This is a genomic window from Burkholderia sp. JPY481, assembly GCF_038900515.1.
Lineage (GTDB): Bacteria > Pseudomonadota > Gammaproteobacteria > Burkholderiales > Burkholderiaceae > Paraburkholderia > Paraburkholderia youngii.
In genome coordinates this window covers 41,523-63,701 of the sequence record NZ_JAYMRT010000008.1, presented here as the reverse complement: position 1 = coordinate 63,701, position 22,179 = coordinate 41,523, and the positions used below count along the sequence as shown (strand labels likewise).

Sequence of the window (22,179 nt, the reverse complement as noted above, 5' to 3'; positions counted from 1 at the left end):
CGGCGCTGCATGCGCTCGTCTGCCCCATATTCCGATCGAACAATCACGCAAGGAATTCGCACATGAGTGCTACTTACACTGAAGCCAATACCAGCCGCTTTGCGACGATTCGCGACGGCGAGACCGATTACAAGGTGCATTACAACGACGCGGGCCCGGCCGAGGGCCAAGTCGTGATGATGCTGCATGGCTCGGGCCCGGGCGCGACCGGCTGGGCCAACTTCCACCGCAACATCGAGCCGCTCGCGGCGGCCGGCTATCGCGTGATCCTGCTCGACTTCCCGGGCTGGGGCAGGAGCGATGGGTTCGTGAACACCAAGGGTTCGCGCTCGGACTTCAACGGCCGCATCGTCAAGGGCCTGCTCGACCACCTGGGCGTCGAGCGCGCGCATCTGATCGGCAACTCGATGGGAGGCCACAGCGCCACGGCGTTTGCGCTGGAGAATGCGTCACGCGTCGGCAAGCTCGTGCTGATGGGCGGAGGCACCGGCGGCCCGAGCCAGTTCGTGCCGATGCCGACCGAAGGCATCAAGCTGCTGAATCATGTCTACCGCGAGCCGACGCTCGAGAACGTCAAGCGCATGATGAACATCTTCGTGTTTGATCCGAGCTCGCTGACCGACGAACTGCTGCAGCTGCGCGTGGACAACATGCTGTCGCGCCGCGATCACCTCGAGAACTGGGTCAAGAGTCTGGCTGCGAATCCGAAGCAGTTCAGCGACTACGGTCCGCGCCTCGGTGAAATCAAGGCGCTCGCGATGATCATCTGGGGCCGCGACGACCGCTTCGTGCCGTACGATATTGGCCTGCGCCTGTTGTGGGGTATGCCCAACGCCGAACTGCACGTATTCAACCGCTGTGGCCACTGGGCCCAGTGGGAGCATGCGGAGAAGTTCAACCGTATGGTGCTCGAGTTCTTCGCAGACTGATCGATTTTCCTCGACCCCGGTTGCTGACATCGTTCACGCATGGGTTTGCATATCCCATACGGGGATCGGCGCGGCGACGGGTGGCGCAGGAACGCGCGATACGCGATCGCATCTCCTGGACTACTCTCGCCTTGACGAGGAACTTCCACTCCGGCTTGTATCGACCGAACTGGTTCGGGAGGTGTCGATGGGCGCGAACAAAAGACAGTTCCGGATCGGGACACGCCGATGGTCAGGTTGGATTACTCCATCGACGTCATGTTCACCGATACGCTTCGCAGCAGCGGAAAGCGCGTGAGCGGTTCATTCGTTGCCGCATATTCGTGCACTGGCTTGTCGTTGACATCGTGACTATCAGTTGAACAAGTCTCGGATTGCTGAGACGGAAATGATCGACCCATACAGACGTATCAATGAGGACGCTCATTGGCCGCTGGCTCCGCTCTGCGCCGCGGGATGTCGGGTCTATCAGGAGCCGCACTACCTGGGACCGCCAGGCGCTTACCAGCCTGAACGCGAACAAACGTCTGAATTGCCACCCCAAACAGGTCTGCTTTGTCCATGACAGGGTCGGCAAGCTCAAGAGCGCGCTCGTAAGGATTGTCGTCGATCGTCACGGTGGTGTTCGACGAAAAAATCAAACATTAGGTCGCGTTCAATGTTTGATTATTAATAAACTGTGCGTCGAGAGGTCCACGGAAACGCGAACCTGCCGTCATCCAATGGTCGAGCAGTCGCTGTTACCTTATGTCCTCCAACGGCCAACCATCGGCATTGTTGCCAAGCCGGCCAGGTCGCGTTACGCGGTCGAAGAGTCGCCGTGACCAGGTATAAACCGCCGTCGCTACGAGCGCGCCGTCGAATTCGCGGAAGTGGCGGACGCCCGCCGCGACCGTTTCGCTCATTCGCCTATGCACCGCGGGGAGCATCGGCAATGTGCGGCGTGGATCCGCCGCCGCCTCGGACGCGACAACGACGATCGCAACCTTGCCGATCAATGAGGCGAGGCTGCGCGCGGCGTTCTGTGTCTCCAATCAATGTCGACGATGTGCGGGGCACCTCGGTGAGCCGCATCACGTTGGCGGGATTGAAGAGGTGAAGCCCGACGATGCAATCCGGTCGTTGCGTCGCGGCGGCGAGTGACGGCTGAAGCCGGTGAACTTATCGTCGCTGATGAAAACGGTGTGGTCGCGATTCCGGTAGCCCGTGTTGCTGAAGTGATTGCCGCTGCGCAAGCTCGTGAGGCCAGGGAAGCAGATCAGATGCGTCGCATCCGGGAAGGGGAATCCACCCTCGCCATTTTCGGCTGGGATTAGTGATCCCGTGACTGGGAAAAGAAAACGCCGCCGAAGCGGTAATGCCGTTCAGTTGAGCGACTGGATGGCATTTTTTTTGATTGGCGCGTCAATGGGACGTCGCGACGGCTTCTGCATGTAGTTGTCCTGGTCTCGCTTCATCGCGAGGTAGCGTTCTACCTGGCATTGTTTAAGCTTGAATTAAGCGACGCGACCTACGCTTCCAACCATAGCAGGACAGGAAAACGGCGCGGCGGAGTGCACCTTTTCGCCGCGCTACGCACGTACTACGCACGTAACAACTCGGGGCATTCCCGGCAGAAAGAGGTTGAGATGATGTACTTGATTACGGACCTGAAAATGGTCGAAAGCTACGGTCGCATCAAGGCTGACAGCGGCAATGATGCGCTGCATGAGTTTGCGGTCAGCAAGGGCTTCGTCGACCTGATGGAGTTCGCCTCCGCCCGGCCCGCGTTCGCCAACGACTTGCTCGCTGTTCAACTGCAATAAGGAGACTGACGTGGCCATAACTTTGGGGCAGGCGCTGGTGCACGCTGAGCAACTGGAAGTCTACGGCGTGATCTCGAAGACGTCGCAGGCGCTCATCCGGCTGATGCAGGAGTACCGAGCCGTAGTCGGCGTGGAACAATACGAGCAGGTTATCGAGGAAGCGGGCCTGGCTCATCCGGACGCGCAGTGACCCGCTTCGCGCGCTAAAAGATAAAACCGGTGTTCACGAACTTCGAGGTATGGTTCGTGACCATCGTGTCGAGCAGCGTCTTGTTCGAGTCGGTCTCCTTGGCTGCGACCATGGACCGGATCGAGAACGCGCGCAACGCATCGGTGACCGATAGCGTGCCTTCCGCCGAATCCTTGCGGCCCGCAAACGGAAAGACGTCTGGACCTCGCTGGCACTGGCTGTTGAGATTGACACGGCATACCTGGTTGACGAGCGGGTCGACCAGCGAGCCGATCTGGGCGGCGTCGGTGCCGAAAATGCTGACCTGCTGACCGTGGTCCGACGTGATGACATATTCGAGCGGTGTATCGATGTCATCGAACGGCACGACTGGGATGATCGGTCCGAACTGCTCTTCACGATAGAGCATCATCCCTTCCTTGACGGGGTACACCACGGCCGGATAGAAAAGCGTTTTGCAGAACACGCCACCACCTTCATTCACCACCGCCGCACCTTTCGCCTTCGCATCGTCAATCGCCTGAGTCATATAGGCTGTGCGATGCATGCCGGGCAGCGGTGTAATGGACACACCCTTTTCCCACGGCATACCGACCTTCAGATTCTTGAGCGCTGCGTTGAAACGCTCAAGAAACGTATCGACGATCGAGCGGTGCACCATCAAGATCTTGAGCGCCGTGCACCGTTGACCATTGAACGACAACGTACCGAGCAGACACTCCTTCACGGCGAGGTCTATGTCGGCGTCAGCCAGCACGATCGCGGCGTTTTTGGCGTCCAGGCCGAGAACGGCGCGCAGCCGATGCGACTTCGGGTGCTGCTTCTTCAGATGGTCTGCAACCTTGCTCGAGCCGATCAGGGCAAGCACGTCGATCTTTCCCGAGGCGAGCATGTGTGGCACGACCACCGCGCCCGGCGCATAAATCGTGTTGATGACGCCTTTCGGAAAAGCGGAGCGGAATGCCTCGAGCAGCGGGAAGAACAGCAGCGTGCCGTATTGGGGCGGCTTGAATACGACGGTGTTGCCCATCAGCAATGCGGGAATGAGCGTCGCGAACGTCTCGTTCAGCGGATAGTTGTAAGGCCCCATGCACAGTACGACGCCAAGCGGTGTGCGGCGAATCTGGCCGATGGTGCCCTCGGCGATGACAAAGCGCGAGTTGCTATTGTCCAGCTCCTTTAGCGCCGAGATCGTGTCTTGCATATAGCTGATGGTGCGGTCGAACTCCTTTTGCGAATCGGCAAGGCTCTTGCCGATTTCCCACATGATCAGATTCACAATCTCATCGCGCCTGGCCGCCATCAGACGAATGAAGTCCTGCATGCAGCCGATGCGCTGCGCGACAGTCATCGTTGGCCACTCACCGCGGCCGTGGTCGTAGGCTCGCACGGCCGCGTCGAGCGCGGCGTCGCTCTCGACTTCACCCATGACCGGATAACTGCCGATTACGAGCTGTTCAGCGTCGCCCGAGGCTTGTCGCACGCAGACCGGAGATAGCACGGTCTTGCAGTTTCCATCCCATGCCTTCAGTTCTCCATCGACGAGCGAGACCCGCTGATGAATCGGCTCCGCAAGGCGGGCGGTCTCTGGAATATCGTCGGTGACGGGAAACAACTGCCGGAGGTTTTCGAAGTCGATACTTGCCACGTTTCGCTCCTATGTTCGTGCAGTACGCGGTAGGCGCAAGACACAGACAGAAGCATAACCAATGGCAGCAGAGTTGGGGCCGAACCGTGCCCAACATCAATCAGAAGCGGCGGAAGGGTCCTCGAAACCGGATTCGATGAGATTCATCATCGTGGTCTGCAGTTCGACCAGCGGCGTAGCAGTCACTGCAGTCGCTACCCCGTCGGATTTCGGAAGCAGTCCAGCGAATGCCGCAATGCCCGTTCCGCATGCCGTTATGAGTAGGGCGGCAGCGAGTGCGGCTACGCTGCCGCGCACCGCTTGCCTGGGAACGAAGTCCACAAAACATCGCATGATGGCTATCTCCGGTTGACGCAGCTTCTGCATGCAAAGGCTGTGCCGACGCAGCGGTCTGTCGGGCAAGCGTGCGGCCGGCCGGCTGCATACGCGTCGGCTGCTCGCACGACAGCGGCAACGCGGATTCGATGGTGGGCCGCACCAGACACTTTGAGGGGGCCGAGACGGTCCGGAACCAACAGGTCCCTGCGGAGAATCGGGCGCTTCAACCTTGGCGGCGATGCATGCAATACCCTGTGACAGGGAGGGACGGCGGCGAGCAAGCCTGGCGATAATTCACTTATTGCGAAGTCCGCCGCGACGCCTGTGCGGCAAGCGCACACGATTTACTGTTTCCTCCTACCGAACAGCTGTACTAACATCGAGTAACGGTTCGAACGCTGACGACCGGGCGGGGCCGGGAGGCAAAGGTGCCTCCTTCCTGGAGGACCAAGATGAAAGAAAACTCGTCTCGGGAAATCGTCGAACTGCTGACCAAAGTAGTCGGGCTGGCCGCCATGCATGTGCCCAGGGGGCAGACCCGCCGGAGTGCGTCGAGAGCGATCGACCAGCTCGAAGAGATCAAGCGCAACGCCGCGTTTGCTCGCCAATATGAATCAGCACCGGAGCCGCTACGCGAACTGGTGATGAGGCGGGCCGTAGAAGTCCATGACCTGGCGACTGCACATGATTACGCGAGCGCCGTCAATGCCCTCAGAGCGGTTGTCGATTTTCTTTATCAACATCTGGTAGACACCTCCGGCTCAGCAACGCCGCCGAGCAAGCTGGCAAGCATTGATTTGAATGCCGTTCACCGGGCTCTTCAGTTCGGAGGTCTTCCGGGACAGTCGCAGCAAGACCCCGATGACGACAACCCGCCGCCAGTGCGTCGCTGAACTTGCCAAGGATAACCGCCGATGCTCTCGGGCCTATCGAAACTGCTGGACAAAGCATTTATCCTCGGCTTCTTTTTGCCAGCCCTGCTTGGCTTTACAGGCTTTCTCGCAGCTAATGCGGATATCCCGGTGTTTGGCGATTTGCTGAACAAAGCGACCTCGGACAGCGAAAAGGTTGGCGGCTTGTTTACTTTCCTCATAATCATATGGGTTCTATCGCTGATCTTGATGGTACTGAGCAACTGGTTTTATCAGGTCCTCGAAGGATACAAATGGCCATTCAATCGTGAGGCCTGGAAGCGCGATGAGCGCGACCGCCGTAATCGTCAGCTGCGCCTTATAGAACGCCTCCGTACGGAACTCGAGACAGAGAACAGTACGATCGAGCGACTCAAAGCGTCGATAGAATCGTCGGAATACAGAAAAGCCGAGGTGAACAGAGCCACCGTAAGGGCGAGGCTGTATCGCACTCAGGAGCGCAACGCGCGTGATTTCCCTCGCTATGAAAACCTCGTTCTTTCCACGGCCTTTGGGAACACGTTGCGTGCATTCGAGGGGTACTCGAGCGAAGTCTATAAGGTCGACAGCATATTCGTATGGCCACGTCTTCTTGCCGTCATCCCAAAGGACTATCAAGCAATCATTGCGGACGCGAGAGCTCCGGTTGACTTTCTGGTCGGACTCGTCGTTTTGGGTTCATTTACGTCCATCTTTACGTTCGTGCGGGCGCTCGACATCTGGCTTGCGGACGGGCTGGCCGGCAATTGCGTGTTAGCCGATCTTTTGCAGAATGCCGCGATTGCGGCCGCTATTGCGGTAATCGCATATCGGCTGGCGATTCTTGCGGCAAGAAACTGGGGCGACGTTGTCAAATCGGCGTTTGACCTGTATCTGCCGGCACTCGCCGAGCAGTTAGGTTTTGTTCTTCCGACGTCTCAAGCCGCGCAGCAGGAGTTTTGGGCCGCATGGAGCACGCAGTTTCGCTTCCATGCACCGGCAAATACCGCGTGGTGGACACGTGTCCAGCCGGCGACGCCACCCGCAACGACGCAGGCGGATTGGGAGGCGACAGACTCGGCTGGCGAAAGCGACGAGATGCGCGGCGGTTGAGAGGCAACCGCGCTGCCGCTTATCCAGCCTGGAGTTGCGTGCACCATGACACCACAGTTCGATACCGATTTGCGGACCAGACTGGTGAGAGTCTACGGTCGTGTGCAGGGTGTAGGTTACCGACAGGCTTGCATCGAGGAGGCCACGGCGCGAGTGATCACGGGTTGGGTGCGCAACCGGATGGATGGTTCGGTCGAAGCGGTGTTGCAAGGGCGCGCTGAAGAGCTCGAGCGAATCTGCGACTGGCTGGTCGACGGTGCGCATGGAGCGCTGGTGGACCGCCTGGAAATCAGGGAACTGCCGCCACCAGTTGCCCGGTTCGATGAATTCAAGCTGGCCGCGACGGTCTAGTTCGGGTCACGCAATAGTGTCGGACGTGAACGCTGGTTTTTCGAGCGCCCTAAGGCTTGACCGCGGAGGCCAGAATGCAGCTCATCGGAAGCCGCAGGTCCCCGTTATCGCTGCGATATGCCTCTGCGTCGCGTGCGACGGCCCTTTCGATAGCCGCCAGCGCGGCGGGCGTCTGCGCATGTAGCAACGCGGAAAACCGCACGCCGCCACGCAGGAGTGCATGAAAAGGTGTATTGGGAGCATGAAGCACGAGCGTGAGGTCCAACTCCCGCATCTCGGGTTGGACGAACCCGGCCTCGAGCAGCATGTGCTTCGATTCCTGCCAATCGCTGAACCGGAACAGGGCTGGTCCCGGCGGCAGGGGCACATCGGTCGTCCCGTGCTGCTCGATTGCCCTCAACACCATTTCGAAGCCCACCGCCTTGTTCGGTGTCGCCCATTCCGTGAAGGCGATTCTGCCGTCAGGTCGAAGTACACGAAGCGCCTCCGCGAGTGCGCGCTCGGGATGCGCAAAGTGCAACATTCCGAAGCTGATCCCCACGGCCGAGAAGCTTTCGTCAGGAAATGGCAGATCCTCCGCGTCGCCGACGCGGAATTCGAGTGGCGGAAAGACGCGTCTCGCCTTGTCGACCATCGCGACCGAGAAATCGACGCCGGCGACATCCGCGCCGCACAGTGCGGCTGCCGCCGCGAGGTAGCCAGGGCCGCATGCGACGTCGAGAAAACGCGCACCCCGACGAATGCAAAGGGTCTCGAGAATGGCCTGGTTCGACTGCGCGGTCAAATCACCGAAATACTCATGATAGGCCTGCGCGACCCGCTCCCAACCTTCATGTTCGAAGGTGCTGAAGTCGAGTTGTCCCATGCTTACCCCCACCGGTTTTACACGTTGGCAACTTGCAGCGCACGACTATGTTCCTCGGAATCCGCAGGTCTGGCTATCGGGGAAACAATTCAGGCGGGCGACAGCGAAAATAGACGGATGTGTGGTGCGGCGCACAACTAGCGTCGTCTAAAGCCGCCAGACTCGCGCGCGCGCCGGCGCTTCTAGCATTGCAGCGCCGGTCGCGAAACGCTTCACTTGCGCTAGACTGGCTCGAGCAACCGGAAGGAGACCCAGGATGATACGCAAGACGCTTAACGCCTCGCAGCTTCAGCAGGAGGTCAATCGGAGAATTCATCGACTGCAGGAAATCGTCGACGATGGCGTGAAGATTCGCGTGCCGCGGCCGCAGTTGCAAGAGGCTGACAAGACAGGCTGCAACTGGAACATGACCCACTTCGGCAATGCGATTGGCTTCGAGCGCGACATCGAGGGCGTACTCAAGGCCATGCGCGCGGAATACAACCTCAGTACCGAGGTGAAGGACACCGGCAACCCATTCGGGGACTAGCCGCGAAACACACAAAATTCGTTGTGCGTTTTTGATCGCGTGCGCATGCTGGAAACGGGAATGGGAACGCACGCCGCAACGCGTCGTTACAACCAGCGCGGATCGCGCGTAAACGCGACGGTCAACCAGCGGTCCGGGCCCGACTCACCGATCGCGCGCGAGATCCTGTCGCGGATCTGATCGAGCTGGCGCACGCCGGCTTGCTCCATCGCCTCGGGCAACACGATGTGCACCTCGACGAACAGGCCTCGGCCGACGCGTGTCGCATAGTGCGAGTGCTTGACGAAGCCATAGTCGGCGGTCAGTTGTTGCATCAGGTCGCGCAACTCCTGCTCCAGATCCGGCGGCGTAATCAGCAACACTTCCTTGACCGCGCCGATCACGGTTCCGATCGGCATCGGGATCAGCACGAGCGTCAGTAGGGCGAGCACGCCGGGGTCGATGTACGGCGTCAGGTGGCCTTGCCCGATATGTTCGAGCAGCCATGCAATCGAAAACGCCAGCAGCAGCGCCGAGCTGATGCACGCCGACATCAGCCAGCTCTTGATGTCGAGGCCGATCAGTTCGGAGTCGATCACGCGATTCACGCGCCGCTCGCGCAAGAACATGAAGAAGCAAAACGCGGCGACCACCATCGCGTAGAAGACGCCCCAGCCGAATTCGAGTTCGTGGCCGCCGTCGAGCAGGCCTTTGACCGCGTTGACGAAAGCGTAAAAGCACAGCACCGCCAGCAGGCTGCCGTTGAACACGAGCACGAGCGGCTCGATGTGCCAGAAGCCGTGCTGGAAGCGTCGACTGCTCTCCTGTTGAAGCAGGCGGGTGACGAGCAACGACAGGCTGCACATCGCGGCGTCGAGCGCGGAGAACATGCCGTCGAAGATGATCGCCAGCGAGCCGCTCAGGATCCCGACCGCGATGCCGAGTCCGGCGATCATCACGGTGCAAAGCAGCGACTGCTTGAGGATGCGTTGTTCGAGGTCCGTTGCTTTCATGATCCGAATGACCGCCCGTGGCTGAAAGACGTTCTTGGCTGAGGGGAGTATATCGGGCGCGAATGGCCGGATCGTCGCGGCCCGGCTCACAGCGGCAAAACGCTACTAACTGTCTGGCCCATTGAGCGCCTGCGCGGTTAGTCATTCCCGGTTTCCTACATCACGCTATCGGGGATGACCGGGACGCTCGTCGCGCGGATCCACGAATTGCATCTGACGCTGCTTGGCGTGATCGCGGTGATCACGATGATCTACATCGCGCTCGGCTCGCTGATGGAAGCGCTTGCGATGATGCTGCTGACGATCCCGTCTTCGCTGCGATCGTCCAGCCGCTCGGCGCGAACATGATCTGGTTCGGCATCTACGTCGCGATGATGATGGAGATCGGCATGATCCACCCGCCGGTCGGCATGAACGTGTTCATGGTGAAGACGATGCTGCCCGATCTGTCGATTCGCACGATCTTTCGCGGCACGATTCCGTTCCCTGTCGCCAATATCGTCGCGCTGGTCGCGGTGATTCTGGTGCCGGGGATCGCGCTGGGGCTCGTCGGGCTGATGCGATGACGTGCGGCGGATGCGCACGTGCCTGCGGGTCGGCAAAGCGCGGGGCAACAAACCGGTGGAACGCCAACCGCCCGCGGCCCACCCGTGCGTCTACCCGGGCTTTTCCTGGGGTGCTTTCAGGCGCATCCAATTCGCCGCCGTCGTTCATCGCCAGGCCTTGCCCACACTCGCTGCCGCGCTATGCATCGCGATTATTTGCGATTCACGAATGCCGCATTCGGCGCTTGTCCCGTACCTGAGCCGCCCCAGTTGCGCCAATCTTGGCCGCGTCGCTGCCGCATCGACGAAGCGCGGCACGACACCCGTTGCTGAATTCGACGAACCCGGCGGCGCGCCCTTGCGCCAGCGAATGCCGTGCGCGCGCCAAGCGGCCGGCCTACGCAGACATGGAGACAAAGATGAAATCGAACGACTGGGACGTGGCCTACGAATGGAAGGCCGTCGTGCTGCTGGCCCTCGGCTTCGGCCTCGTGGGACTCGACCGGTGGCTGATCGCGCCGCTCTTTCCGGCGATCATGAAGGACCTGCATCTGACCGCGCAGGACGTCGGCAACTGCATCGGCATCCTCGGCTTGTCGTGGGGAATTTTCGCGGCGCTGATGGGCGGCATCTCCGACAAGATCGGGCGCCGCAAGGTGCTGATCCCGGCGATTCTGGCCTTCTCGCTGCTGTCCGGTTTCTCCGGACTCGCCGGCGGCCTGATGAGCCTGCTCGCGGTGCGCGCATTGATGGGCGTCGCCGAAGGCTCGTTCTGCCCGACCAGCTTCGCCGCGACCGCCGATGCGTCGCATCCGAAGCGCCGCGGTTTCAATCTCGGCTTGCAGCAAAGCGGCTTCGCGCTGTTCGGCCTCGCGCTGTCGCCGATCATCGCGACGCAATTACTCAGCGTGGTCACGTGGCGCTGGGTGTTCGCGCTGGTGTCGGTGCCGGGGCTGATTCTCGGCGTGCTTATGTTCTTCGTGATTCGCGAACCGAAAGCCGCGCCGCAAGCTACCCCAAAGCGGCCCACCTGCCCGGCCCAACGCGGCAATTGGCGCGACGTGCTGAAGAGCCGCAACATCCTGATCGCGATGGCCGCGCTGTTCTGCGCGATGACCGGCGTATTCGTGCTCGGCGCGATGCTGCCGCTGTATCTGACCGAGTATCTGTCGCTCGACACGCAGCGCATGGGCGTCGTCGTCTCGGCGATCGGCTTTGGCGGCTTCATCGGCCAGTTCGGTTTGCCGGGGCTGTCGGACCTGACCGGGCGGCGCGTCGCGAGCGTCGTCGGCTTTGCGGGCACCGCGGTGATGCTGTACCTGTTCCGCGGACTCGGCGCGCAGCCCGTGCAGCTGTTCGCGGTGTTGTTCGTCGCGTCGTTCTTCACGCTCGGACTCGTGTCGCTGCTGTCCGGTCCGGTTGCGACCGAAGCAGCGCCGATCGGCATGATCTCCACGTCGATCGGCATCGTCGTCGGCGCGGGCGAGATTTTCGGCGGCGGCATTGCACCGGCATTGGCGGGCTTCGTCGCGACGCACTTCGGCATTCAGAACATCTTGTGGCTGCCGATCTGCGCGGTGCTGCTAGGTATCGGCGTGAGCCTGCTGCTCGAGGAAACCGCGCCGGCCCGGGTGCGCCGTCAGAGGCTTGCGCCGTCGCTCGAATTGCCGGCCAGCGAGCAACCGGAATGATGCGCTGCAACCGGTCGGCGACAACGAGTCCGTTGTCGCCGACCGGGCGGCGCGTTCACGCGCCCCAGCCCAGATACACTGACAGGCTGGACGAGTGGACAAGGACGCAGCATGGACCGTTTTCTGAGCATCGAGGCCTTCGTACGGGTGGCCGAGACGAGCAGCTTCGCCGAAGCGGCGCGGCAGTTGGGCGTGACGAGTTCGGTGATCACGACGCGCATCCAGCAGCTGGAGAAGTTCGTCAACGCGCCGCTCTTTCATCGCAGCACGCGGGTCGTGCGACTGTCCGAGGTGGGCGAGGCGTTCTATCGCGAATGCGCGGAAGTGGTCGGGCGGGTCAACGAACTGACCGACCAGATGCGCGAGTTGCGTGCGACACCGACCGGCCGCTTGCGCATCCAGATGCTGCCGGGCTTCGCGCTCGGCCACTTCGGCGCGCCGCTTGCGGAATTCAACCGGCGCTATCCGGGCATCCAGCTCGACGTGATCGTCAACGACCGGGTGGTCGATCCGATCGAAGAGGGCTTCGACGTCGCCTTCCAGATCTTTCCGCCGATCGCCGAATCGCTGATCGAGCGACGGCTGTTCAAAGTGCGGCGTCTGTTCTGCGCGACGCCCGCGTATGTGCAGGAGCATGGCGCGCCGCAACACCCGCGAGATTTGCTGCAACACACCACGGCGCTGTATTCGGGCTATCCGTCGCGCAATCGCTGGACCATGGCGCATGGCGACGAGGTCGTCGAAATGGAGCTGCCGGGCATGATCCGTTCGAACTCGGTGCATCTGCTGCGCGACTATGCGCTGACCGGCGGCGGCGTCGTTTGCCTGCCGACGCTGGTCGCGAGCGCCGCGCTGCTCGACGGTTCGCTGGTGCCGATTCTGACCGACTACACGCTGTCGCCGCTGAATTTCGCGGCCGTGTATCCCGCGACACAACGACAGGCGCTCAAGGTGAAAGCGCTGGTCGAGTTTCTGGCCGAGTACCTGGGACCCGAACCCGCGTGGGACCGGCCGCTGATCGAGCGTGGCTGGGTGACGTAAGGCGGCTATTCACGCGGCGATTATTTGCAAAGTGCAAATGCTGTAATCGCCCGATCGCCGGTTGTTGCCATCCTGTTGCGCTTCTAAAGTTACTTCCAACAAGACCGATTCAACAACCGCAACTTCGTTGCATGGGATCGGAGCAAGAGCTTTGCATGGGACCGGAGTAGGCGCTAAGCGCCAACACCGGTCGACAGCTAAAGCGCCAACTCCGATCGACACAGGAGACAGCAATGACCGACCAGTCATTCCACACCGTCTTTGGCTCGCTCGACGGCTACCGCAAAGGCGAAATCGAAATCACGAGCGGCGAAGCGCGCCATTACGTGTTTTCCAACATCTTCGAAGTCGCTTCCGAGTCGGCGCCCTACGAGAAGGTCGTAGTCGGCAAGAACCTCGACTACGTGATCGAGGCGCTGCGCACCGAAGGCCAATCGCAATGGTTCGCCTGCGCACACGACGAGTTCGCGATCCTGATGGACGGCGAAGTACGCATCGATTTCGTCAAGCTCGACAATCCGCCGAAGAGTGGCGCGGGCACCGTCGCAGCGGGCGCGCAACCTGCCGGCCGCGCGATGGGTTACGTGGTGCTGCGTCGCGGTCATCAGGCTTTGCTGCCGGCCGGCTGCGCATATCGTTTCAGCGCGCAAAAGCCCGGCGTCGTGCTCGTGCAAACGATGCGCGGCGAACTGTCGGTGGAGAAGTGGGCCGATATCTGCCTGCACTGATACGCACACGTTAGGAGACAAGACATGGCATCCCTCGAAACCCTCGATCACCCGGCCGGCTTCGCGGCCGACACCGTGCGCGCCAGCGAACCCGACGCGATCACCGGCTATCGCCGCTTTACGCTCGGCGCGTTCGAATTCCTGCGCGACGAGTACTTCGTCAAGATCAACTGGCCCGCGAAAGGCCAGACCCGCACCCACGCGGTGCCGGCCGATGCGTTCCTGCGCGCGATGATGCGCGACGTCGCCTGGGGCTTCTTCTACGGCTGGGTCAACTTCGACCACGTGTTCGGCACGCGCAATCACTACGGCAAGGTGGACGTGTATGCGGGCTCGTTCAACGGCATCATGAAGGACGCGGGCGTCGATTACATGGAGACCTTCGAGACGCCCACGATCATGGCGACCTTCAAGGCGATCCTGCACGACTGGACCAACGAAGGCTTCGACCCGTTCGCGGCACCCGAGGAAACCGGCACCGCGTTCGGCCGCAAGCATGGCGACAACGACGCCGCGATCGAGCGCACGCGCATCGCGACACGCCGCATGCCGGGCCTCGAAGGCGACTCGCCGCTGCGCGACGAACTGCCGGTCAACCGCGCGTTCGCCGACGTCGTGCAGGACGATCCGGAGGTGCACGTCGAGCCCGGCTTCGAGGGCCAGCTGCACGCGTTCAATCTGTTCAAGTATCTGTCGCGCTCGGACGTCACGTGGAATCCGTCGGTTACGTCGGTGTGCGGCCAGAGCCTGTTCTGCCCGACCACCGAGGAATACATCCTGCCGGTGTTTCACGGCAACGATCGGGTCGAGTGGTTCCTGCAACTGTCCGATGAAATCGTCTGGGACATCGGCGACAAGAACACCGGCGCACCGCGCGCGCGGATCACGATGCGTGCGGGAGACATCTGCGCGATGCCGGCCGACATCCGCCATCAGGGTTACTCGACCAAGCGCTCGATGCTGCTCGTGTGGGAGAACGCGACGCCGAATCTGCCGAAGCGTTACGAAAGCGGCGAGCTGAAGCCGTACCCCGTCGATTTCTGAAGGCTCGATTGAAGAGCCGCGCGCCCGCATTCACCGAGGATCATTCATGCAAACCCAACTGTTCATCGACGGCCGCTTCACTAACGCCGTCGAAGGCGGCACGATCGACGTGCTCAATCCGCACGACGGCTCGCTGATCACGCAGATCGCCGCGGCCACCGCCGCCGACGTCGATCTGGCCGTCGCTGCCGCCGCGCGCGCGTTCCCGAAGTGGGCCGCGCTGCCCGCCGCCGAACGCGGCCGGCTGCTGCTGAAGCTCGCCGACGCGATCGAGGCCAATGCCGAGGAACTCGCGCAACTCGAATCGCTGGACACCGGCCACCCGATCCGCGATTCGCGCTCGCTCGACGTGCCGCGCACGGCGGCATGCTTTCGCTACTTCGGCGGCATGGCCGACAAGCTGCAAGGCTCGGTGATTCCGGTCGAAGCGGGGTTTCTGAACTACGTGCAGCGCGCGCCGATCGGCGTGGTCGGGCAGATCGTGCCGTGGAATTTCCCGCTGATGTTCACGAGCTGGAAGATGGGACCGGCACTCGCGGCCGGCAACACGGTCGTGCTGAAGCCGTCGGAGATCACGCCGCTGTCCACGCTGCGCATCGTCGAGCTGATGGCCGAGGTCGGTTTTCCCGAGGGCGTCGTCAACATCGTCGCGGGCTATGGTCATACGGCTGGGCAGCGGCTCGCCGAGCATCCGGGCGTCGGCAAGATCGCGTTCACCGGATCGACCGCGACCGGGCGGCGCATCGTCGAGGCCTCGCAGGGCAATCTGAAGCGTGTGCAGCTCGAACTCGGCGGCAAGGGCGCGAACATCGTGTTCGACGACGCGAACCTCGATGCCGCGATCAACGGCGCCGCCTGGGCGATCTTCCACAACCAGGGCCAGGCGTGCATCGCGGGCTCGCGGCTGATCCTGCACGAGCGCATCGCCGATCAGTTCCTCGAGCGCTTCGTGTCGCTGGCGTCGTCGATCCGGCTCGGCGATCCGCTCGATGCCGACACCGAGATGGGGCCGCTCACCTCGAAGCAGCATCAGGAACGCGTGCTCGCGTTCGTCGACATCGCGCGTCAGCAGGGCGGCCGCGTGCTGACCGGCGGCACTGCACCGAGCGATGCATCGCTTGCGAACGGCTACTACGTGCGCCCGACCGTCGTCGAGGCCGCGAGTCCGAACGACCGCGTCGCGCAGGAGGAAGTGTTCGGCCCGTTCGTCACGGTGCTGCGTTTCCGTACCGACGACGAAGCGCTCGCAATCGCCAACGGCACCGACTACGGCCTCGGCAGCGGGCTATGGACGCGCGATCTGTCGCGCGCGCATTCGATGGCCGCGCGAATCCATGCGGGCATGTGCTGGGTCAACTGCTATAAGCGCGTCAATCCGGGCAGCCCGTTCGGCGGCGTCGGACAGTCGGGCTATGGCCGCGAGATGGGCTTCGAGGCGATGCACGACTACACGGAAGCGCGCTCGGTGTGGGTCAACGTCGACGGCAACGTGCCGCCGCATTTCAAGCGCTGAGGGCCGCATGGAGCGCTTCATCTATCAGGGCACGCCGTCGCGTGTGGTGTTCGAATGGGGCGGGCTCGCGACGCTGCCCGCGGAGGTCGAACGGTTAGGAGCCAAGCGCGCGCTGATCCTGGCGACACCCGAGCAGCACGCGCTGGCCGAGCGGGTCGCGGAGGTGCTCGGCAAGCGCGCGGCGGGTGTGCATGCGCAAGCCGTGATGCACGTGCCGATCGAAGTCGCTCGCGCGGCGCGCGATGCGGCGGCCGCGCTCGATGCCGACTGCTGCGTCGCGGTGGGCGGTGGTTCGACGGTCGGCCTCGGCAAGGCGATCGCGCTCGAATCGTCGCTGCCGATCATCGCCGTGCCCACCACCTATGCGGGCTCCGAGATGACGCCGATCTACGGCCTCACGGAAGGGCGTCTGAAGCGCACGGGACGCGATATGCGCGTGCTGCCACGCACGGTGATCTACGATCCGTCGCTGACGTTGTCGTTGCCGGCGGGCATTTCCGCCGCGTCGGGTATCAACGCGATGGCCCATGCGGTCGAAGCGTTGTATGCGGAAGACGCGAACCCGGTGATCAGCCTGATGGCCGAGGAAGCGATCCGCGCGCTCGGCGAAGCGCTGCCCGCGATCGTGCGCGCACCGGACGATGCCGCCGCGCGCAGCGGCGCGCTGTACGGCGCGTGGCTCGCGGGCACCTGTCTGGGCGCGGTCGGCATGGCCCTGCATCACAAGCTTTGTCATACGCTCGGTGGCACGTTCAACCTGCCGCATGCGCAAACCCATGCGGCGATGCTGCCGCATACGGCACACTACAACCACGACGCCGCGCCCGCTGCGCTCGCGCGCGTCGCACGCGCACTCGGCGGCGAACGCGCGGCCGACGCGGGTCCGCTGCTGTTCGAACTGAACCGCGCGCTCGGCATTCCGCTGGCGCTCGCGCAGATCGGCATGCCCGAGCAGGGACTCGACGAAGCGGCCGATCTCGCGTGCAAGAATCCGTATGCGAACCCGCGTCCCGTGGAACGCGATGCGATCCGCGCGCTGCTGCAACGGGCGTGGCAGGGTGCCGAACCCGTCTGAGCGCCGGAGAACGCAGCGCCGCCCAAACAATAGATGGAGGAAGACATGTCGACAGACAGCAAAGAGGCCGAGCAGGCCCTGACCGAGCAGGTGGTAGCAAGCTTCGCCGGCACGCCCGACGATCGACTGCGCACGCTGATGCAAAGCCTCGTGCGGCACATGCATGCGTTCGTGCGCGAAGTCGAGCCGACCGAGGCCGAATGGATGTCGGCCATCCGCTTTCTGACCGACACCGGCAAGATGTGCGACGACCTCGTGCGCCAGGAATTCATTCTGCTGTCGGATACGCTCGGCGTATCGATGCTGGTCGACGCGATCAATCACCGGCTCGCGACGGGCTCCACCGACACCACCGTGTTCGGGCCGTTCTATATTCGCGGCATGCCCGAGCGCGCGTATGGCGAGAACATCGCGTTCACGCCGGGCACGCCCGCGCTCGTGCATGGGCGCGTGCTGTCGACGGACGGCGAACCGCTTGCCAACGCGGTACTGGACGTCTGGCAGACCGCCGAGAACGGCATGTACTCGGGGCAGGACACCGAGCAGCCGCACGGCAATCTGCGTGGCCGTTTTCGCACCGACGCCGAAGGCCGCTATGCGATTTCGACGATCGTGCCGGTCAGCTATCCGATTCCGACCGACGGCCCGGTCGGCCGCATGCTCGAAGCGACCGGACGGCATCCGTGGCGGCCCGCGCATCTGCACTTCATGATCGACGCGCCTGGGCATCGTACGCTCGTCACGCATGTGTTCGATCGCGAAGATCCTTATCTGGGTTCGGACGCGGTGTTCGGCGTGAAGCCGTCGCTGATGGTCGACTATCGCGAGTGCCCCGCGGATCACGAACTCGCGCGCCGCTTCGGTTTCGATGGACCGTTCCGCGAAGCGCGCTACGACTTCATTCTCGATCGGAGCTGATGGCAATGGCACGTTTTTTCGCGGTATTCGCGACCGACAAGCCAGGCATGCGCGAAGTGCGCGAACGGGTGCGTCCGGTGCATCGCACGTGGCTGCGCGGCGGTACGCATCGCGGTGTGTTCGTGCGCCTCGGCGGTCCGACGCTCGCGCCGCAATGCGATGCGATGAATGGCACGTTGCTGGTCGTCGAAGCGGAGCGTATCGACGACGTGATGGAGTTCGTCAGCAACGATCCGTACATGCAGGCGGGGCTGTTCGATTGCGTCGAGATTCGCCCGTGGGACTGGAGCCTCGGCAATCCGGAACGGCGAGTCTGAGCGATGAACGAAACGCCGCTATGTCCGCTTGCCGACGTGCCCGATGGCGGCGCGCGGGTCGTCGATGCAACGGCCGCCGGCGTGCCCGTCGTGGTGGTGCGGCGGGGCGAGCAGGTGTGGGCTTACGCGAACCGTTGCCCGCATTTTTCGGTGCCGCTCGATTTCGAACCCGGCGATGTGCTGTGCTATCGCTCGCAGGTGTTGATGTGCGCGCATCACAGCGCGTTGTTTCGCTTCGAGGATGGACGCTGTATCGAGGGGCCGTGTGCGGGGGCGAGCCTCGATGCGGTGAAGATTGCGGTCGATGGGGACGCGTGGGTGGTGTTGAATCCGTAGTTGGCGCTCTGATAGCAGATTCAACCTCTGCGGTAGCGTGATTAGGCCAACGGCTTAGGGAATCGGGAACTGATCCGGATTCACGCGCAAACGAGCGATGAGATTTTTGCCCCGTAGCGGGGCAAGGTCCTCATCCTTCACCCAGAATACTTCGAATTGCTGCAATTCCGGGCCTACGCGGGGGCCCTCCGGTGAGTGGCGCATTCGTTGCGCGGATGATTCGGGGTAAGGCGCGAGGCTGAACCACGCGCCATACCCTGCCATTCTTACTTCAACCGCCCCGCCAGAAACTGCTGCAACCGCTCGCTACGCGGATTCGTCAGCACTTGATGCGGATGCCCTTGCTCCTCGATCTTGCCCTTGTGCAGGAACACGACATGATTCGACACGTTGCGCGCAAAGCCCATTTCGTGCGTGACGACGATCATCGTGCGGCCTTCTTCGGCGAGCGCCTGCATCACGCGCAGCACTTCGCCGACGAGCTCGGGATCGAGCGCCGAAGTCGGTTCGTCGAACAGCATCACTTCCGGCTCCATCGCGAGCGCGCGAGCAATCGCGACGCGCTGCTGCTGACCGCCCGACAGATGCGACGGATATTTTTTCTCCGTGCTGGCCGGCAAACCGACCTTGGTCAGATACTTGCGAGCACGCTCTTCCGCTTCGGCGCGGCTCAATCCCAGCACACTGATCGGCGCCTCGATGATGTTCTCGAGCACCGTCATATGCGCCCACAGATTGAAATGCTGGAACACCATCGCGAGACGCGTGCGCATCGTTTGCAACTGCTTCGGATGGGTCACGCGTAGCGAGCCGTTGCGATCCCTGCTCGTGTTGATTTCCTCGCCGTTAAGCGTGATGCGCCCGGAGCACGGCGATTCGAGAAAGTTGATGCACCGCAGGAAGGTGCTTTTCCCTGAGCCGCTCGACCCGATGAGGCTAATCACGTCGCCCGCCTTCGCCTTCAGCGAGACGCCCTTCAATACCTCGTTGTCGCCGAACTTCTTGTGCAGGTCGTCGACTGTCAGCTTGTACATGCTCGTATGCTCCATCATGGCGCGAATGCGCTTTAATGCCCTTGCGGTTTCAGATAAGCCAGCAAACGGATTTCCATCTTGCGGAAGCCCCAGATCAGCGCGAACACGATCGCCGCATACAGGATCGCCGCGATGCCGTACGCCTGGAACGTCGCGTAGGTCGCGGAGTTGACGTCGCGCGCCACTTTCAGAATGTCGGGGACGGTCGCCGTGAACGCGAGCGTGGTCGCGTGCAGCATCAGGATCACCTCGTTGCTGTACGAGGGCAGGGCCCGGCGCAGCGCAGACGGCAGGATGATGCGCGTATACAGCTTGAACTTCGACATGCCATAAGCCTGAGCCGCTTCGATCTCGCCGTGCGAGGTCTCGCGGATCGCGCCTGCGAAGATTTCGGTGGCGTACGCGCATTCGTTCAGCGCGAACGCGAGCAGCGTGCAGTTCATCGCATTGCGAAAGAAGCTGTCGAGCATCGCGTGCGAATGGACGAAATGCAGACTGTAGAGCCCCGTGTAGATCAGCAGCAATTGAACGTACAACGGCGTGCCGCGAAACACGTAGGTGAACAGCCAGACGGGGCCGGAGATGTAACGGTTGCGCGACGCGCGTGCGATCGCGAGCGGCACGGCCAGCATGAAACCCAGCACGATCGATGCAACCAGCAGCCACAGCGTGATGACGAGGCCGGTGTAATTGAAGCCGTCCGTGAAAATGTAGTTCTGCCAGTATTGACGGATCAGTTCGATCACAGCGCGGCCCTCCGTACGCCGATCGAGTAGCGCTTCTCGAGGCGGATCAATACCAGGTTCGAAATGGTCGTGATGGCGAGGTAGATGGCCCCGGTCGCCAGCGTGAAGAAAAAGAACGACTGCGTGCTCTTGCCGGCGTCCTGCGATGCCTTGACCACGTCCGCGAGACCGATGATCGACACGAGCGCGGTGGCCTTCACGAGCACCTGCCAGTTGTTGCCGATACCGGGCAGCGCGAAGCGCATCATCTGCGGGAACAGGATGCGGGTGAACACGCGCCGCGCGCTCATGCCGTACGCGAAGCCCGCTTCGATCTGCCCGCGCGGCACCGAAAGGAACGCGCCGCGGAAGGTTTCGGTGAAGTACGCGCCGTATATGAAGCCCAGCGTGATCACACCGGCGAGAAACGGATCGATGTCGATCTGCTCCATGCTGAACATGTCGGTCAGCTCATTGAGCCAGATCTGGATGCTGTAGAACAGCAACAGCATCAGCACGAGGTCGGGCACGGCGCGGATCAGCGTCGTGTACATCGCGCCGATGCGCGAAAGCACGCGGTTGGTCGACAGCTTCGCGGCGGCGCCGAGAAGTCCCAGCGCGAACGACGCCGCCAGCGACAGCACCGCGAGCTTGATGGTTGCCCACGTGCCCGCGAGGAGCAGCGGACCGAAGCCTTGAAACAGCATGGGAGTGTCCTTGTTGAAGGAGCGACCCGCGCGCATGCGCGCGGGGTCTACCGATCGGGTGGAGCGGGCTCGTGGTGTTGCGCGCGGGCTTAGCCGCCGTACACGTCGAAGTCGAAGTACTTCTGCTCGATCTTCTTGTAGGTGCCGTCCTTGATCATGTCGGCGATCGCCTTGTCGACCTTGATCTTCAGATCTTCGTCTTCCTTGCGCATGCCGATGCCCGCGCCGTTGCCGAGGATCTTCGGATCGTCGATGTTCTGCCCGACGAACGCGAAGCCCGCGCCGCGCGGCGTCTTCAGGAAGCCCTGGTCAGCCTGCACCGCGTCTTGCAGTGCCGCGTCCAGACGGCCCGACTGCAGGTCGGTGTAGACCGCGTCCTGGTTCTGGTACGGCACGACCTTCACACCCTTCGCCTCCCAATAGGTCTTCGCGTAGGTTTCCTGAATCGTGCCCTGTTCGACGCCCACCGTCTTGCCCTTCAGCGAGTCGGCGGTCGGCGCGATACCCGAGCCCTTCTTCGCGACGAGCCGTGTCGGCGTGTTGAACAGCTTCGACGAGAAAGCGATCTGTTCAGCACGTTTCGGCGTCGTCGACATCGACGACAGCACGCCGTCGAACTTCTTCGCCTTCAGTGCCGGAATCATGCTGTCGAAGTCCTGCTCGACCCAAACGCACTTCGCATTCAGACGGCGGCAGATTTCGGTGCCGAGGTCGACGTCGAAGCCGACCAGCTTGCCATCGGTCGCTTTCGATTCGAACGGCGCATAGCTCGCATCGACGCCGAAGCGGACCGTGGACCAATCTTTGGCGAAAGCGCCGGTGGCGGCGAGTGCGAGGGCGAGGGCGAGGGATAGGGCAAGTTTCTTCATCAAAGT

General features: G+C 62.4%; 29 protein-coding genes. 19 read left to right on the top strand and 10 right to left on the bottom strand.

Annotation, left to right across the window (positions count from 1 at the left end; translation table 11 throughout):
* The first annotated feature begins 62 nt into the window (after window positions 1-62).
* The gene (locus tag VSR82_RS20155; RefSeq protein WP_429463055.1) at window positions 63-929 is read left to right on the top strand and encodes an alpha/beta fold hydrolase; all 867 of its coding nucleotides are present in this window, start codon (window positions 63-65) and stop codon (window positions 927-929) included.
* Between the two features lie 410 nt (window positions 930-1,339).
* On the opposite strand, the gene VSR82_RS20150 is transcribed toward VSR82_RS20155, so the two are convergent.
* Window positions 1,340-1,567, bottom strand: coding sequence for a type II toxin-antitoxin system VapB family antitoxin (locus tag VSR82_RS20150; protein ID WP_498858042.1), 228 nt, complete (start codon window positions 1,565-1,567; stop codon window positions 1,340-1,342).
* Between the two features lie 102 nt (window positions 1,568-1,669).
* The gene (locus VSR82_RS20145; protein ID WP_429463056.1) at window positions 1,670-1,963 is read right to left on the bottom strand and encodes a hypothetical protein; all 294 of its coding nucleotides are present in this window, start codon (window positions 1,961-1,963) and stop codon (window positions 1,670-1,672) included.
* A gap of 105 nt (window positions 1,964-2,068) precedes the next feature.
* On the opposite strand from VSR82_RS20145, the gene VSR82_RS20140 reads away from it, so the two are divergent.
* From VSR82_RS20140 to VSR82_RS20130, 3 genes are all read left to right on the top strand, one after another.
* The gene (locus tag VSR82_RS20140) at window positions 2,069-2,245 is read left to right on the top strand and encodes an RraA family protein (protein WP_429463057.1); all 177 of its coding nucleotides are present in this window, start codon (window positions 2,069-2,071) and stop codon (window positions 2,243-2,245) included.
* Between the two features lie 339 nt (window positions 2,246-2,584).
* On the top strand, window positions 2,585-2,734 hold the full coding sequence (locus tag VSR82_RS20135; RefSeq protein WP_498858009.1) for a hypothetical protein: 150 nt from the start codon (window positions 2,585-2,587) through the stop codon (window positions 2,732-2,734).
* Window positions 2,735-2,744: 10 nt separating this feature from the next.
* Window positions 2,745-2,924: a hypothetical protein gene (locus VSR82_RS20130; protein ID WP_368582538.1), complete on the top strand. Its 180-nt coding sequence runs from the start codon at window positions 2,745-2,747 to the stop codon at window positions 2,922-2,924.
* A gap of 13 nt (window positions 2,925-2,937) precedes the next feature.
* On the opposite strand, the gene VSR82_RS20125 is transcribed toward VSR82_RS20130, so the two are convergent.
* Window positions 2,938-4,572 carry an NADP-dependent glyceraldehyde-3-phosphate dehydrogenase gene (locus VSR82_RS20125; protein WP_368582537.1) on the bottom strand — a complete coding sequence of 545 codons (1,635 nt, stop codon included), beginning with the start codon at window positions 4,570-4,572 and terminating at the stop codon, window positions 2,938-2,940.
* A gap of 96 nt (window positions 4,573-4,668) precedes the next feature.
* Entirely contained in the window at window positions 4,669-4,938 is a 270-nt protein-coding gene (locus tag VSR82_RS20120) for a hypothetical protein (protein ID WP_498858008.1), read from the bottom strand.
* 404 nt (window positions 4,939-5,342) lie between these two features.
* Between VSR82_RS20120 and VSR82_RS20115 the strand changes: the two genes are divergently transcribed.
* From VSR82_RS20115 to VSR82_RS20105, 3 genes are read left to right on the top strand one after another with little or no spacing between them, the layout of a single operon-like run.
* Entirely contained in the window at window positions 5,343-5,783 is a 441-nt protein-coding gene (locus VSR82_RS20115; RefSeq protein ID WP_410850996.1) for a hypothetical protein, read from the top strand.
* 21 nt (window positions 5,784-5,804) lie between these two features.
* The gene (locus VSR82_RS20110; protein ID WP_368582534.1) at window positions 5,805-6,893 is read left to right on the top strand and encodes a hypothetical protein; all 1,089 of its coding nucleotides are present in this window, start codon (window positions 5,805-5,807) and stop codon (window positions 6,891-6,893) included.
* Window positions 6,894-6,938: 45 nt separating this feature from the next.
* On the top strand, window positions 6,939-7,244 hold the full coding sequence (locus VSR82_RS20105) for an acylphosphatase (protein ID WP_429463060.1): 306 nt from the start codon (window positions 6,939-6,941) through the stop codon (window positions 7,242-7,244).
* Window positions 7,245-7,293: 49 nt separating this feature from the next.
* On the opposite strand, the gene VSR82_RS20100 is transcribed toward VSR82_RS20105, so the two are convergent.
* The gene (locus VSR82_RS20100) at window positions 7,294-8,109 is read right to left on the bottom strand and encodes a class I SAM-dependent methyltransferase (RefSeq protein WP_429463061.1); all 816 of its coding nucleotides are present in this window, start codon (window positions 8,107-8,109) and stop codon (window positions 7,294-7,296) included.
* A 256-nt stretch (window positions 8,110-8,365) separates the two neighbouring features.
* Between VSR82_RS20100 and VSR82_RS20095 the strand changes: the two genes are divergently transcribed.
* Window positions 8,366-8,638 carry a hypothetical protein gene (locus VSR82_RS20095; RefSeq protein WP_013093856.1) on the top strand — a complete coding sequence of 91 codons (273 nt, stop codon included), beginning with the start codon at window positions 8,366-8,368 and terminating at the stop codon, window positions 8,636-8,638.
* A gap of 86 nt (window positions 8,639-8,724) precedes the next feature.
* Here VSR82_RS20095 and VSR82_RS20090 read toward each other — a convergent pair whose 3' ends face one another.
* Window positions 8,725-9,630 (bottom strand): cation diffusion facilitator family transporter, encoded by a 906-nt coding sequence (locus VSR82_RS20090; protein ID WP_429463062.1) that lies wholly within the window; start codon window positions 9,628-9,630, stop codon window positions 8,725-8,727.
* A 174-nt stretch (window positions 9,631-9,804) separates the two neighbouring features.
* On the opposite strand from VSR82_RS20090, the gene VSR82_RS20085 reads away from it, so the two are divergent.
* The 11 genes from VSR82_RS20085 to VSR82_RS20035 all read left to right on the top strand — a co-directional run bounded on the left by VSR82_RS20085 (window position 9,805) and on the right by VSR82_RS20035 (window position 18,838).
* Entirely contained in the window at window positions 9,805-9,978 is a 174-nt protein-coding gene (locus tag VSR82_RS20085; protein WP_429463063.1) for a hypothetical protein, read from the top strand.
* Window positions 9,975-10,196, top strand: a complete 222-nt coding sequence (locus VSR82_RS20080) for a TRAP transporter large permease subunit (RefSeq protein ID WP_429463064.1) — start codon at window positions 9,975-9,977, stop codon at window positions 10,194-10,196. The genes VSR82_RS20085 and VSR82_RS20080 overlap by 4 nt, the downstream gene beginning before the upstream one ends.
* 398 nt (window positions 10,197-10,594) lie before the next feature.
* Window positions 10,595-11,866 carry an MFS transporter gene (locus tag VSR82_RS20075; RefSeq protein WP_429463065.1) on the top strand — a complete coding sequence of 424 codons (1,272 nt, stop codon included), beginning with the start codon at window positions 10,595-10,597 and terminating at the stop codon, window positions 11,864-11,866.
* 111 nt (window positions 11,867-11,977) lie between these two features.
* Window positions 11,978-12,907 carry a LysR family transcriptional regulator gene (locus VSR82_RS20070; RefSeq protein WP_429463066.1) on the top strand — a complete coding sequence of 310 codons (930 nt, stop codon included), beginning with the start codon at window positions 11,978-11,980 and terminating at the stop codon, window positions 12,905-12,907.
* Between the two features lie 233 nt (window positions 12,908-13,140).
* Entirely contained in the window at window positions 13,141-13,635 is a 495-nt protein-coding gene (locus VSR82_RS20065) for a cupin domain-containing protein (RefSeq protein ID WP_410850990.1), read from the top strand.
* Between the two features lie 24 nt (window positions 13,636-13,659).
* Complete coding sequence (locus VSR82_RS20060) at window positions 13,660-14,679, top strand: hydroxyquinol 1,2-dioxygenase (RefSeq protein WP_410850989.1); 1,020 nt, start codon at window positions 13,660-13,662, stop codon at window positions 14,677-14,679.
* Between the two features lie 46 nt (window positions 14,680-14,725).
* Window positions 14,726-16,192, top strand: coding sequence for an aldehyde dehydrogenase family protein (locus tag VSR82_RS20055; RefSeq protein WP_429463067.1), 1,467 nt, complete (start codon window positions 14,726-14,728; stop codon window positions 16,190-16,192).
* 7 nt (window positions 16,193-16,199) lie between these two features.
* A complete protein-coding gene (locus VSR82_RS20050; protein WP_498858007.1) occupies window positions 16,200-17,267 on the top strand; it encodes a maleylacetate reductase in 1,068 nt (355 codons plus the stop codon).
* Between the two features lie 45 nt (window positions 17,268-17,312).
* Window positions 17,313-18,185, top strand: a complete 873-nt coding sequence (locus VSR82_RS20045; protein WP_429463069.1) for an intradiol ring-cleavage dioxygenase — start codon at window positions 17,313-17,315, stop codon at window positions 18,183-18,185.
* A gap of 5 nt (window positions 18,186-18,190) precedes the next feature.
* Window positions 18,191-18,502 carry a YciI family protein gene (locus VSR82_RS20040; RefSeq protein WP_368597967.1) on the top strand — a complete coding sequence of 104 codons (312 nt, stop codon included), beginning with the start codon at window positions 18,191-18,193 and terminating at the stop codon, window positions 18,500-18,502.
* A gap of 3 nt (window positions 18,503-18,505) precedes the next feature.
* Window positions 18,506-18,838, top strand: a complete 333-nt coding sequence (locus VSR82_RS20035; RefSeq protein ID WP_368582521.1) for a Rieske (2Fe-2S) protein — start codon at window positions 18,506-18,508, stop codon at window positions 18,836-18,838.
* Between the two features lie 266 nt (window positions 18,839-19,104).
* Here the strand turns inward: VSR82_RS20035 and VSR82_RS20030 are convergent, their stop codons facing one another.
* The 4 genes from VSR82_RS20030 to VSR82_RS20015 form a co-directional block, all read right to left on the bottom strand.
* A complete protein-coding gene (locus VSR82_RS20030) occupies window positions 19,105-19,872 on the bottom strand; it encodes an ABC transporter ATP-binding protein (RefSeq protein WP_176368014.1) in 768 nt (255 codons plus the stop codon).
* A 32-nt stretch (window positions 19,873-19,904) separates the two neighbouring features.
* On the bottom strand, window positions 19,905-20,618 hold the full coding sequence (locus VSR82_RS20025; RefSeq protein ID WP_368582520.1) for an ABC transporter permease: 714 nt from the start codon (window positions 20,616-20,618) through the stop codon (window positions 19,905-19,907).
* Window positions 20,615-21,304, bottom strand: a complete 690-nt coding sequence (locus VSR82_RS20020) for an ABC transporter permease (protein WP_498858006.1) — start codon at window positions 21,302-21,304, stop codon at window positions 20,615-20,617. The genes VSR82_RS20025 and VSR82_RS20020 overlap by 4 nt, the downstream gene beginning before the upstream one ends.
* A gap of 89 nt (window positions 21,305-21,393) precedes the next feature.
* Complete coding sequence (locus VSR82_RS20015) at window positions 21,394-22,173, bottom strand: ABC transporter substrate-binding protein (RefSeq protein ID WP_498858005.1); 780 nt, start codon at window positions 22,171-22,173, stop codon at window positions 21,394-21,396.
* Window positions 22,174-22,179 lie beyond the last annotated feature (6 nt).